The 13,321-nt window shown below is 70.1% G+C and carries 9 protein-coding genes; 7 read left to right on the top strand and 2 right to left on the bottom strand.

Annotation, left to right across the window (positions count from 1 at the left end):
- Window positions 1–106: 106 nt before the first annotated feature.
- The 6 genes from AB0G47_RS33575 to AB0G47_RS33550 are packed head-to-tail and all read left to right on the top strand — an operon-like array spanning window position 107 to window position 8,898.
- Window positions 107–1,612, top strand: coding sequence for a sugar ABC transporter ATP-binding protein (locus AB0G47_RS33575; protein ID WP_360777788.1), 1,506 nt, complete (start codon window positions 107–109; stop codon window positions 1,610–1,612).
- A 38-nt stretch (window positions 1,613–1,650) separates the two neighbouring features.
- Window positions 1,651–2,619: an ABC transporter permease gene (locus AB0G47_RS33570; RefSeq protein WP_360777786.1), complete on the top strand. Its 969-nt coding sequence runs from the start codon at window positions 1,651–1,653 to the stop codon at window positions 2,617–2,619.
- Complete coding sequence (locus AB0G47_RS33565) at window positions 2,616–3,626, top strand: ABC transporter permease (RefSeq protein ID WP_360777682.1); 1,011 nt, start codon at window positions 2,616–2,618, stop codon at window positions 3,624–3,626. Before AB0G47_RS33570 ends, AB0G47_RS33565 begins: the two co-directional genes overlap by 4 nt.
- 5 nt (window positions 3,627–3,631) lie before the next feature.
- On the top strand, window positions 3,632–4,840 hold the full coding sequence (locus AB0G47_RS33560) for a substrate-binding domain-containing protein (protein WP_360777784.1): 1,209 nt from the start codon (window positions 3,632–3,634) through the stop codon (window positions 4,838–4,840).
- Window positions 4,837–5,709, top strand: coding sequence for a sugar phosphate isomerase/epimerase family protein (locus AB0G47_RS33555; protein ID WP_360777680.1), 873 nt, complete (start codon window positions 4,837–4,839; stop codon window positions 5,707–5,709). Before AB0G47_RS33560 ends, AB0G47_RS33555 begins: the two co-directional genes overlap by 4 nt.
- 48 nt (window positions 5,710–5,757) lie before the next feature.
- The gene (locus tag AB0G47_RS33550; protein WP_360777678.1) at window positions 5,758–8,898 is read left to right on the top strand and encodes a ThuA domain-containing protein; all 3,141 of its coding nucleotides are present in this window, start codon (window positions 5,758–5,760) and stop codon (window positions 8,896–8,898) included.
- A gap of 78 nt (window positions 8,899–8,976) precedes the next feature.
- On the opposite strand, the gene AB0G47_RS33545 is transcribed toward AB0G47_RS33550, so the two are convergent.
- Entirely contained in the window at window positions 8,977–10,116 is a 1,140-nt protein-coding gene (locus AB0G47_RS33545; RefSeq protein WP_360777676.1) for an aminoglycoside phosphotransferase family protein, read from the bottom strand.
- A gap of 232 nt (window positions 10,117–10,348) precedes the next feature.
- On the opposite strand from AB0G47_RS33545, the gene AB0G47_RS33540 reads away from it, so the two are divergent.
- A complete protein-coding gene (locus tag AB0G47_RS33540; protein WP_360777674.1) occupies window positions 10,349–11,848 on the top strand; it encodes a hypothetical protein in 1,500 nt (499 codons plus the stop codon).
- A 50-nt stretch (window positions 11,849–11,898) separates the two neighbouring features.
- Here AB0G47_RS33540 and AB0G47_RS33535 read toward each other — a convergent pair whose 3' ends face one another.
- A complete protein-coding gene (locus tag AB0G47_RS33535) occupies window positions 11,899–13,320 on the bottom strand; it encodes a SpoIIE family protein phosphatase (RefSeq protein WP_360777672.1) in 1,422 nt (473 codons plus the stop codon).
- Window position 13,321 lies beyond the last annotated feature (1 nt).

The raw sequence follows: 13,321 nt of genomic DNA, 5'->3' as shown, positions 1-13,321 counted from the left end.
AGGAAAGCTGCTTGAGACCTTGACAGGTCAAAGCTCGCTCATCACATTGCTCTGCAGACCGCTGCCGAAGGAGCCGAGGGTGCAGGCGATGCAGGCGACGCAAGTGATGTTGGCGATGCGCGGGGTGTCCAAGAGCTTTCTCGGAGTGCGGGTGCTGCACGGCGTCTCGCTCGACCTCGCCGCGGGTGAGGTGCACGCGCTGGTCGGGGAGAACGGCGCGGGCAAGTCCACCTTGATGAAGGTCCTGGCGGGCGAACACGTACCGGACGAGGGCAGCATCGTGCTCGACGGAACAGAGCATTCCTTCAGCCACCCCGCGCAGGCCCAGGCCGCCGGAATCGGCATCATCCACCAGGAGTTCGCGCTGCTCGCGCACCGCACGGTCGCCGAGAACGTCTTCCTGGGCCGCGAGCCGACCCGCTACGGCCTCGTCGACCGCCGCGCGATGGAGGCGCGTACGGCCGAACTGCTCGCGGCGGTGGGCGTATCGGGCATCACGCCACGCACGTACGTCCGTGATCTGTCCGTCGCCCGGCAGCAGACCGTCGAGATCGTCAAGGCGCTCGCATCCGACGTCCGCGTCCTGGTCATGGACGAGCCGACCGCACCGCTCGCCGACCACGAGGCGGGCCTCCTGCACGACCTCGTGCGCCGCCTCGCGGGCCGTGGCCTGGGCATCCTGTACATCTCGCACCGGCTGCGGGAGGTCTTCGAACTCTCGCAGCGCATCACGGTGTTGAAGGACGGCCGTCACGTCACGACCGTGCCCACCGCCGACACGGACACCGACCAGGTCGTACGCGCCATGGTGGGCCGGGAGCTGAGCGCCTACTACCCACCGCGCGCTGGCCCCGAGGACATCGGCGAGGTCCGCCTCACGGTCACCGGCGGCGGCAACGACCGGCTCCGCGGCATCGACCTGACGCTGCGGGCCGGCGAGGTCACCGGCATCGCGGGCCTCGAAGGCTCCGGCCGTACGTCCCTGGCGCGGGCCCTGTTCGGCGCCGCACCGTTCACCGGCGGGGCCATGACGGTGGGCGGCGACGCCCTGCGGCCCACCACTCCGCGGCAGGCCATCCGCGCGGGGATCGCCCTGGTGACCGAGGACCGCAAGGCCGAGGGGCTCGCCCTGCGCCAGTCCGTGCGGGACAACGCCCTCCTCGTCACGCGCGCCGTCCCCGCCCGCGAAGGCCCGCCCGCGGCCCGCGAACTCACTGCGCTCCTTGAACGCGTCAAGCTCCAGGCACGCGGCGAGGACCAGCAGGCCCAATACCTCTCCGGCGGCAACCAGCAGAAGGTCGTCATCGCCAAGTGGCTCGCCGCCCGCCCCCGCGTCCTGCTCTTCGACGAGCCGACCCGGGGCGTGGACGTCGGCGCCAAGGCCGCCATCCACACCCTCGTGCGCGAGCTGGCCCGCGAGGGCATCGCCGTCCTGATCGTCTCCTCCGAGCTGCCCGAACTCATCGGGATGAGCGACCGCATCCTCGTCATGTCCGATGGCCGCATCGTCGGGGAGCTCCCGGCGGGCGCCGCCGAGGAGGACGTGATGCGGCTCGCCACGACCGGCCCGTCCGCCCTGTCCGACTCCTCCGGAGAGGAGCCCGCCGCGTGAGCGGTACCACCGGCACCACCGTCGCCCCGCCGCCCGCAGTGAAGTCCCGTGCCGTACCGCGCGGTCGGCTCACCGACCCGGCCGTCGGCGTCTGGCTCGCGGCCGCCGCCGTCACCGTGCTCGGCTGGATCGTGGTCGCCGCGCGCGGCGGCGACTTCCTCACCGTGTCGAACGTCGTCGGCATCCTCCAGAACTGCGTCGCCCTCGGCCTGGTCGCCGTCGGCCAGACCGCCGTCATCCTCACCGGCTCGCTCGACCTGTCGGTGGCCTACCTCATCAGCCTCGGCACGCTGGTCGCCGCCACCACCATGGAGGACGGCAGCGTCGTCACCGCGGTGCTCGCCGTCCTCGCCCTGTCGGCGGCCGTCGGACTCGCCAACGGCCTCATCGTCACCGGCCTCAAGGTCAACGCGTTCATCGCGACGCTCGGCACCGCGTACATCCTGCGCGGCTGGATCGAGGACAACTACACCGGCCCGGCGGGCAAGGTCCCCGCCTCCTTCCAGCATCTGGGCTACGACCGGATGGGCCCGGTCCCCGTCTCGGTCTTCCTGCTCGCCGCCGTCGCCGCAGCGATGTGGCTCGTCACCCGCCGCACCCGCTTCGGACATCATCTGTACGCGACGGGCGGCGACGAACACGCGGCGCGCCTGTCCGGTGTCCGCACCCGGCGCACGATCATCGCCGCCCACGTCCTGTGCTCGCTCTGCGTGGGCGCCGCCGCCCTCTTCCTCGCCTCACGGCTCGGCGCCGGCGCCCCCTGGGCGGGCACCGAGGCCCGCTACGACCTGGAGTCGATCGCCGCCGTCGTGCTCGGCGGCACCGTCCTCGCGGGCGGCCGCGGGGGAGTGGCGGGCACCCTCGGCGGGGTCCTGGTGCTCGCCGTGCTCGACTCCGTCTTCAACCAGCTAGGCGTCGACCCGTTCTTCAAGAACGTGGTCCGCGGCATCGTCATCATCGCCGCCGTCGCGATCTACGCCCGGCGCGGCAGCAGGAGGTCCGCATGAGCAGCCAGACGGCAACGGCCGCTCCGTACAAGAGAGTTGTTCGCTCCCTCGGCAGCGGAGCGCCCGTCTACGCCCTGCTCGTGGTGCTCCTCGTCGCGCTCGCCGCCACCGACCCCGGCTTCTACGAACCCGACCGCTTCCTCGCCTTCGTCAAGCGAGCCGCGCCTCTGGTGATCCTCGCCGCCGGGCAGTATCTGGTCATCGTCTGCGGCGAGTTCGACCTGTCCGTCGGGGCGATCGTCACGGCGGGCGTCGTCGCTGCGGCGGAGGTCTACGGCTCGTTCCCGAACGCGCCGTGGCTGCTCATCACCGCCGGACTGCTGCTCGCGGGGGCGTTCACCGGCCTGGTCAACGGGCTGATCACCACCCGTCTGAGAGTGCCCTCCTTCATCACCACGCTCGGCATGATGCTGATCCTGGAGGGCGCCGTCTTCTACTGGACGGGCGGCTCACCGCACGGCCAACTGTCGGAAGGCTTCCGGCAGTTGGGGCGTGGCACCGCCATGGGCTGGCTGCCCTGGGCCGTCCTCGCCTGCCTCGTCGCGGGCTGCGTCGCCGTGCTGCTCATGCGCTCCGACTTCGGCCGCACGCTCGTCGCCACCGGGGACAGCGAACGAGCCGCCGCCCTCGCGGGGGTGCGTGTCCACCGCGCTCGCGTCATCGCCTTCGTGCTGTCCGGTGCGGCCGCCGCGCTGGCCGCCGTCCTCGTCGGCGGCTTCTCCGGGGTGTCCGCGCAGGCAGGGCGCGGCTACGAGTTCGAGGCGATCACCGCCGTGGTCCTCGGCGGGGTCGTGCTCGGCGGCGGACGGGGCAGTGTCGTCGCCGCGATGGCCGGCGCCTTCTCGCTGCAGGCCCTGTTCACGCTGCTCAACCTGCAGGGCGTATCGGGCGCCCTGGAATCCACCGTCCAGGGCGTCATCGTCATCGCCGCGGTCGGGCTCGGGGCCGCCGACTGGTCCCGGCTGCGCCGCCGTCGTACCCACTCCTCAGGAGGCAGACCCTCGTGACGCACATCCACCCGAACCGCAGGCGCGCGCTCGCGCCCGCTGCCGCCGTCCTCGCGGGCGCGCTGCTCGCCTCCTGTTCCAGCGACACGCCGCCCGACGCGCCGGCCGGGGCCTCGCAGAGCGGCTCGTCGGAGCAGGGCGACAAACCCTCCAAGTTCTTCGAACAGGCCGAGTACGACCGCCAGTTGGCGCTGGGCAAGGAGACTCCCCAGGGCCCGGCCGACAAGCCCTGGGAGCAGATGCTCGAACCGAAGATGGCCGACACCGCCCAGTACAAGAAGAAGGGCTCGGGCGGCACCCACCTCTGCTTCTCCAACGCCGGAGTCTTCAACCCCTGGCGGCAGGTCGGCCTGAAGAACATGAAGGCCGAAGTGAAACTCCACAAGGAGATCAGCGACTTCACCGTCCTGGACGCCCAGGGCAAGGACGACAAGCAGATCTCCGACATCCAGGAGCTGGCCGGGAACGAGGACTGCGACGCGCTGATCGTCTCGCCGAACACCACCGCCACCCTCACCCCCGCCGTGAAGGAGGCCTGCGGCAAGCTGCCCGTCATCGTCTTCGACCGAGGCGTGGAGACCGACTGCGCGGTCACCTTCGTCAACCCGATCGGCGGATACGGCTACGGCGCGGTCGCCGCCGACTTCCTTGTCGACAAGGTCAAGCCCAAGGGGAAGATCCTCGCCCTGCGCATCTCGCCCGGCGTGGACGTCCTGGAGACCCGCTGGTCGGCGGCGAAGCTGGCCTTCGACAAGAGTGAACTGGACGTCGTGGACGCCAAGTTCACCGACGGGGACCCCGCCAAGACCAAGTCGATCGTCTCCGACGCCATCTCCCGGCACGGCTCCATCGACGGCGTCTGGATGGACTCCGGCGCCACGGCCGTCGCCGCCGTCGAGGCCTTCGAGGACGCGGGCGTCGACGTCCCGCCGATCACCGGCGAGGACCAGCAGGACTTCCTGGAGGCCTGGAAGGACAAGAAGCTCACCGCGATCGCCCCCACCTACCCGACCTTCCAGTGGCGTACGCCGGTCATCGCGGCCCTGCGGATCCTGGACGGAAAACAGGTGCCCAAGGAGTGGAAGCTGCCGCAGCCGACCGTCACCCAGGAAAACCTGGACGAGTACCTCCAGGACAGCATGCCGCCGCTGCACTACGCGATGTGCGGATGCCAGGACATGCCGGGCTACCCCAAGGACTGGAAGAAGAAGTGACATACACAGCCTGGCAGTTGGGGGCGAACCCCTGGATCTGGCACTCGCCGGTCTCCGGTGAAGTGCTCAACGAAACCCTGCCCCGTCTGGCGGTCTTGGGCTTCGACTGCGTGGAGCTGCCCCTCGAAAACGCCGACGACTGGGAGCCCGCGGCCGCCGCCAAGCTCCTGGACGCCACGGGCCTGACGCCGGCCGCCGTCGTCGCCGTCATGCCCGGCCGGCGGAACCTGGTCCGCGCCGACCAGGCCATGGTCCGCGCCACCCAGGACTACCTGCGCCGCTGTGTCGACGCCGCCCATGCGATCGGCGCCCCCGTGGTGGCGGGACCCGTGTACGCGGCGGTCGGCCGCACCTGGCGCATGGACCGGGCGGAGCGCTCGGCGACGTACGAGGAATGGCGCGCGCACATCGCGCCGGTCGTCGAGTACGCGGCCCGCGCCGGGGTGCGCATTGCCGTCGAACCCCTCAACCGCTACGAGACGAGCCTGTTCAACACCGTCGCCCAGACCCTCACCGGCCTCGAAGGCCTGCCCGAGGACGCGATCGGCGTCGCGCTCGACACGTACCACCAGAACATCGAGGAACACACGCTGCCGGACGCGGTCCGCGCGGCGGCCGGCCGCATCGCCCATGTCCAGGTGTGCGCCAACGACCGCGGCGCGCCCGGCGCCGACCACCTCGACTGGCCCGGCTTTCTGCGGGCCCTGAGCGAGTCCGGCTACCAAGGCACCCTCTGCATCGAGTCGTTCACCGCCCACAACGACGCCATCGCCGTCGCCGCCTCCGTCTGGCGCCCCCTCGCACCCACCCAGGACGCCCTAGCCACCGACGGCCTCGGCTTTCTGCGCCGCACACTCGCGGCCCTCTGATTCCGGCACCAGGCACCCGCACCCCGTCCACACAGAGAGGAACCGCTCATGAGCTGTCATGCTCGTGACATTCACGCCTTAAGGAGCCTACGAAGAGGGGTCGTCGCCCTGCTTGCGGCACTGCTCCTCACCGTGGGCTTCCTGCCAGGATCCGGAGCAACCGCGGCCGACAAGGACCCCGCCTTCCGCGCCCTGCTCTTCACCAAGGCCGTCGGCTACGTCCACGACTCGATCCCGGCCGGCATCCAGATGGTCAAGGAACAGGCCGCGGCGAACAACTTCGAGGTCGTCCAGACCGACGACGCCACCGTCTTCGACGACGCGAAGCTCAAGGACTTCGACGTCATCATCATGCTGCAGAACTCCGGAATGGTCTGGGACACCGACGCCCAGCGCGACGCCATGAAGAAGTACGTGAAGAGCGGCAAGGGCGTCGTCGCGCTGCACAACACCCTCGACATGGGCGTCGAGGACTCCTTCCCCTGGTGGGACGAGCTCATCAACGCCGGTGCCCATATGCCCGCCCACTCGCCGGGAGTCCTCAAGGGCACCGCGAAGGTCGCCGACCGCGACCACCCCTCCACGAAGGCTCTTCCGGAGCGCTGGGAGCGCCCGGAGGAGTGGTACAACTTCGACAAGAATCCCCGCGGCGACGTGCACGTCCTGGTCACCGCCGACGAGACGACGTACAACCCGGGCGGGTCCGCGATGGGCGCCGACCACCCCATCTCCTGGTGCCGCAACGCCGAGGGCGGCAAGGTCTGGGCCACCGCCATGGGCCACGACAAGGCGTCGTACACCGAAGCCGCCTTCCGCGAGCATGTGCTCGGCGGCATCCAGTGGGCCTCGGGCAACAAGGCGGGCGACTGCGGCGGCACGGTCTGGTCCGGTTACGAGAAGACCGCGCTCGACGACAACACCGCCGACCCCATGGAGCTCGACGTCGCCAAGGACGGCAAGGTCTTCTACGTCCAGCGCAGCGGCGAGGTGAAGATCTTCGACCCGAAGAGCCACTCCACCTCCACGGCCGGGAAGCTCGACGTCTACACCGGCGGCGAGGACGGCCTGGTCGGCATGGAACTCGACCCGAAGTTCGCCGACAACCGCTGGCTCTACCTCTACTACGCGCCCGCGAGCGCACAGGACGACGTCAACCGCCTCTCCCGCTTCACGGTCAAGGCGGACAACACCCTCGACCTGGCCAGCGAGAAGAAGCTCCTGGACGTCCCCGCCTACCGCGACCGCAGCTTCCCCGAGCCCGGACACACCGGCGGCGCCGTCGAGTTCGGCCCCGACCGCACCCTCTATCTGGGCGTCGGCGACGACGTCCCGCCCAACCTCGACCCCAACTGGCAGGGCTACGCCCCGCTCGACTGGCGCCCCGGCAAGGAGCGCCTCGACGCAGCCCGCACCGCGGGCAACACCAACGACCTGCGCGGCAAGATCCTGCGCATCAAGCCGACGGACTCCGGCGGCTACACCATCCCCAAGGGCAACCTCTTCGAGAAGGGCACGGACAAGACGCGGCCCGAGATCTACGCCATGGGCTTCCGCAACCCCTTCCGCTTCACCGTCGACCCCAAGACGGGTTATGTGCACGCCTCCGACTACGGCCCCGACCGCGGCGGCCCGACGACCGACCGCGGCCCCGAGGGCCTGGTCGAGTACAACGTCATCAAGAAGGCCGGCAACTACGGCTGGCCGTTCTGCCACGGCAACAACCAGGCGTACGCGCCCTACGACCCCGACACCCAGAAGGTCGGCGCCAAGTTCGACTGCGCCAAGCCCACCAACCCCTCGCCGAACAACACCGGCCTGAAGGACCTGCCGACGCTGCAGCAGCCGGAGATCTGGTACGGCTACGGCGAGTCCAAGGAGTTCCCGGAGATGGGCGCGGGCGGCTCGGCGCCGATGAGCGGCCCCGTCTACCACTACGACCCCAAGAACCCCTCCAAGACGAAGTTCCCCGCCTACTTCGAGGGCGCGAGCTTCTTCTACGAGTGGGCCCGCGACTCGGTCAAGGAGATCCGCTTCGACAAGGACGAGAAGCTCCTGAAGATCAACGACTTCCTGAAGTCGGCGAAGTTCGCCAAGCCCATGGACATGACCTTCGGGCCCGACGGCTCGCTCTATGTCCTGGAGTGGGGCAGCGAGTTCGGCGGCGGCAACAACGACTCCGGGCTCTACCGCATCGACTACGCCCAGGGCCAGCGCACCCCGCTCGCCCAGGCCAAGGCCTCCGCCACCAACGGCCCCGTCCCGCTGAAGGTCGACTTCTCCAGCGAGGGCAGCAAGGACCCGGACGGCGATCCGCTCACCTTCGCCTGGGACTTCAACGGCGACGGAACCTATGACTCCACCGAGGCCAACCCCTCGCACACCTATGACGCCAAGGGAGACTTCAACGCCCAGCTGAAGGTCACCGACTCCACCGGCAAGTCCGGTTACGCCAACGTCCCCGTCACGGCGGGCAACACCGCACCCAAGGTGACGATCGAGACCCCGGTCGACGGCAAGCTCATCCAGTTCGGCGACAAGATCCCCTACAAGGTCACCGTCACCGACCCCGAGGACGGCACGATCGACTGCACCAAGGTCACCGTCAACCCGGCCCTCGGCCACGACGACCACGAGCACCCCACCACCGACATCCCCGGCTGCGAAGGCACCGTGGACACCGGCGACCTGGGCGGCCACCCCGAGGGCGCCGACCTCACCTACGTGCTCAACGCCAAGTACACCGACAAGGGCGGCGACGGCGTCAGCGCCCTGACTGGCTACGGCCGCTCCGTCATGCACCCCAAGCACAAGCAGGCCGAGTACCACGACGACCAGTCAGGAACCCGCATCGTCTCCCAGGCGGGCGCCGAGAACGGCAAGCGCATCGGCGACATCAGCAACGGCGACTGGATCGCGTACAGCCCGATGAGCGTCGAAGGCGTCGGCAAGGTCAGCTACAAGCTGTCCTCGCCCTACGGCGTCGGCTCCATCGAACTGCGCGCGGACGCCCCCGACGGCAAGCTGCTCGCCACCACCCCTGTCCCCAACACCGGGGGCTGGGACACCTATCAGGCAACTCCGGACGTCCCTGTCGAGGCGCTGACCGGCACCCACAAGCTGTATGTGGTCTTCAAGTCGACGCAGGACAATTCCTTCGACGTAGACGCGGTGCAGTTCACCACGTCATAGTCGCTCGGTAGTCGCCAGAGGCATACGAAGGTCCGCAGTGCGCCGCTGTCCAAGGCGCACTGCGGACCGTCATCCCCGTCAGCGAGTACCGACCGCCGCCCGCACGGCCCGTCGGGCCAGCTGGCAGTCGTCGTGCAACCGCCTGAGCAGCAGTCGCTGTTCCTCGCCGGACGGCGCAGCACCAGGATGGGCCGGGCCCGGTGCCGCCGGGGCCGCGTCGTGCATCGAGCGCTGCACGGCCATCTCGTACGTACGGATCTCCCGGGTCAGGATCAGCATCAGGTTGACCAGGAACGCGTCCCGTGCCGCTGTCCCCGCGTGCTGCGCCCGCTGACTGATCTCGCGGCGCTCCACCGGTGCGTCACCCAGCACCGCCCAGAGCGTCGCCAGGTCGTAGCCCGGTAGATACCAGCCCGCGTGCTCCCAGTCCACGAACACCGGACCGGCAGGCGAGAGCAGGATGTTCGAAAGGAGCGCGTCACCGTGACAGAACTGCCAGGTGTCCTGCTGCCCCGCCGAGTGCGCGATGCCGTGCAGCAGCTTCTGCAGGTCACCCATGTCCCGGTCGGTGAGCAGACCCAGCTCATGGAAGCGGGAGATCCGCTTGCCGTAGTCCAGGGGCCTGCCGAACATCTCCTGCGGCGGACGCCACCGGTTGAGGCGGTCGATCGCACCGACCGCGAGCCGTACGTCCGCGCGCGGCGGCGGCTCCACGGGGTGCCGGGTCAGCGCCGCGACGCGGCCCTGCATCCGCTCGATCACCAGCGTGCAGTCCTCCGGGTCCGCGGCGATCAGCCGCGGGGCCCGGACGGGCGGACGGTGCCGGACGAACGAGCGGTATGCCGCTATCTCGTGCCGGATCCGCTCGGCCCACACTGGCGAGTGGTCCAGTAAACACTTGGCGATCGCCGTGCTGCGCCCTGTCGTTCCCACCAGGAGCACGGTGCGTCCGCTGCGGCGGAGCACCTGCACCGGGTTGAACTCCGGACAGATGCGGTGCACCGAGGCGATCGCGGTGCGCAGTTGCGCCCCCTGGGGGCCGGACAAGTCGAGTCTCCCGCTGAGCGGTTGGGTGCCGGACCCCGGGACGCGGCGCGTCCGGCCGGCGCCGAGCGACCCGGCCGCCGGCCGCGCGGGCTCCAAGTAGGGGCCGCTGCCCGGCTGTCGGGAATGCAGCGGCCGGGGCGGGGCGGACACGGAGGACGATGCTGCGTACATGGGCGATACAGATCCCTTCGTGTGCCTGCGAGTTGCCGCGCCACCGGCCCGGACGCCTTGGAGCACCCTGGGGAATGTCCCGAGGTGGTCCGGGTCGGGGTGGCGCATTCCTACCTGACACCCGGCGTCCCCTGGCACACCATGTGGCGCACCCTGGCGAACCCTGGCGAATAGTCGCCCAGCAACTGACAGAGGGTTACTGTCAACTCAGCCGAGAACCTGGGGGCTTGACGTGAACGGACAACCCAACACCCGACTGTCGGACCTTTTCGGCCTGGCAGGCTGGTCCAAGGGGGAACTCGCGAGACTGGTGAACCGGCAGGCGGCGGCCATGGGCCATCCGCAGCTGGCCACCGACACCTCGCGGGTGCGGCGTTGGATCGACATGGGGGAAATCCCGCGCGATCCCGTGCCCAGGGTGTTGGCGGCTCTGTTCACCGAGCGTCTCGGCCGTGTCGTGACCATTGAGGATCTCGGTCTGGTGCGGCACGGGCGCGTAGGGAAGCGGCGCGGCGACGGGAGTGTGGAGCACCCCGACGGCGTGCCGTGGGCGCCCGAACGGACAGCCGCGGTCCTCACCGAATTCACGGGAATGGACCTCATGCTCAACCGACGCGGCTTGGTGGGCGCGGGCGCTGCGCTTGCCGCAGGCTCCGCACTCAGCAGCGCCATGCACGACTGGCTGCACACCGATCCGGCCCTCGTTGCCGACGCTCCCCGCACCGAACATCCCCTGCACGCCGACCCCGCTGGGTTCGACCGCTATGAGGCCGCCCCCATCGGGTCGCAGGAGATCGAGGAACTGGAGCGCTCCGTCGAGGTGTTCCGGGCCTGGGACGCGGCCCGCGGCGGCGGGCTGCAGCGCAAGGCTGTGGTGGGACAGCTCAACGAAGTGGGCGGCATGCTCGCCTACCGACACCCTGAACATCTCCAGCGGCGCCTGTGGGGCGTCGCTGCCAACCTCGCCGTCCTCGCGGGCTGGATGTCGCACGACGTCGGCCTGGAGCCCACGGCACAGAAGTACTTCGTGATCGCCGCGCACGCGGCCCGCGAGGGCGGTGACCGGCCGCGCGCCGGTGAGGCCCTGTCCCGGGCGGCGCGCCAGATGGTGCATCTGGGCCGGCCGGACGACGCCCTGGACCTCATGAAGCTCGCCCAGTCGGGATCGGGCGAGGAGATGCTGCCGCGCACGCAGGCCATGCTCTACACCATCGAGGCCTGGGCGCAGGCGTCGATGGGCAAGGGCCAGGCGATGCGCCGCACGCTCGGCATCGCGGAGGACCTCTTCGTGTCCGACAAGGGGGATGTCCCCCCGCCCAGTTGGATGCAGATGTTCGACGAGGCGGACATGCACGGCATGCAGGCACTGGCCTACCGCACCCTCGCCGATCACGAGGCGTCCGCGGCGGCCACCGCCCAGCGCCACGCCAAGGAGGCGATCGACCTGCGGTCCAAGGGCCGCGACCGGTCGCAGATCTTCGACTACATCTCGCTGGCCTCGGCGTGCTTCATCGCCGACGATCCCGAACAGGCCGACCGGTACGCGCGGTTGGCGCTGGTGTCGATGGGTTCCAACTCCTCGCACCGCACCTGGGACCGGCTGCGGGAGATGTACCGGCTGACCGCTCAGTACTCGGGCTATCCGAAGATCCAGGACCTGCGCGAGGAGATCAAGATGGCGCTGCCGAAGTCGGCGGGTAAGGGCGGGGGTGGCAAGCGGGTCCAGGTGTGATGAGGGGGGTGTGAGGGGGTCGGTGCCCGGGTTCCAGTCGACCCGTGGTTCTAGTTGACCCGTGCGACCAACAGGCAGGCATCGTCCTCGCGCGGGGCCACGCCGAACTCCTCGACGACCGTCCGTACGCAGTCCTGAGCACCACGTGTGTCGGTGAAGCGGGGTGCGAGGGCCAGCAGCCTGCTGGTCGCCGCGTCCCTGGCGCGCCGGGGAACAAGTCCGTCGGTGTGCAGCAACAGCACGTCGCCTGGCTGGAGTTGCTCTTCGGCCTGCTCGTAGGTGGCGCCGGAGGTCGCCCCGAGGATCACGCCGTCCGGTGGTGTCAGCGCGCGCCCCGTCCCGTCGCGGAACAGCAGCGGGGCGGGGTGTCCCGCCTGCGCCCAGGACAGCGTGCCCGTCGCGGGGGAGTACTGGCAGCAGACCGCGCTGCCCAGGGCCGGTTGGGCGGTGGTGTCCAGTAACTGGTTGAGCCAGCCCATCAGTTGACCGGGGCACACCCCGGCGACCGCCATGCCGCGCACGGCGCCGAGCAGCATCGCCATGCCGGAGGTGACGGTGACGCCGTGACCGGTGAGATCGCCGACGCTCAACAAGTACTGGCCGTCGGGCAGTTCCATGGCGTCGTACCAGTCACCGCCGATCAGTGCACTTGTCGACGAGGGGAGGTAGTGCGCGGCGAGGTCCAGTGCCGCGGGTCCGCCGTGCGGGAACTGCAGGGAGCCACGCCACGGCGGCAGCACGGCCTCCTGCAGTTCGACCGCGAGCCGGTGCTCTGTCTGCGCGATGTGCCGCTGGCGCTGCAGCGAGTCACGGGTCTCGCGCACCACTCGCTGGCTGCGGCGCAGCTCGCTGACGTCCCGCAGGACCGCCCACATGGAGGCGGTGCTGCCGTCAGCGGCGAGCACGGGCTCGCCCATCATGTGCACCTGTCGTACACCGCCGTCGGGGCGCGTGATCCGGAACTCGCCGTCGATCGGCTTACCGTCGATCAGGCAGTCCGTGACCATGGCCGTCAGCATCGGCTGGTCGTCGACGTGCACCAGGGAGGGCAGTTCGTCCAGGGAGAGCGGGGGAGCGTCCGGGTCCCGGCCCAGGATCTGATAGAGCTCGCCGGACCAACTCGCCTCGTCGTTCAGGAGGTTCCACTCCGCGCTGCCGACCCGGCTGAGCAGCGAACCGTGCTGCGGTTCGAGCGGCGGGGGGATGGCCGGCGCCGACGGCTCCGGCGTCGGCTGGACGGGCCCGTCCCGCAACTGCGCCAGGTGGTCGTCCAGGTCGTTGAGCTGGTGGACCGCGAGGTCGCACAGGGCGCGCTGCCAGCGTCCCTGGGGGTCGCCGTGGTCGGTCATGGCGTCGCGGCGTACGGCGTCGACCTCGCCGCGGAGCCGACGCGTCTGCGTGATCAGCGCTTCGACCGAGCCGCGCTCGGGCGGCTGGGCGGCTGGGCGGTCCGCGAAGACATGGGACGGCATG

The sequence above is a fragment of the Streptomyces sp. NPDC021622 genome, assembly GCF_040640795.1.
Taxonomy (GTDB): Bacteria; Actinomycetota; Actinomycetes; order Streptomycetales; family Streptomycetaceae; genus Streptomyces.
Note: the sequence above shows the minus strand (reverse complement) of the source record. Positions and strands in the feature narration are given on the sequence as shown.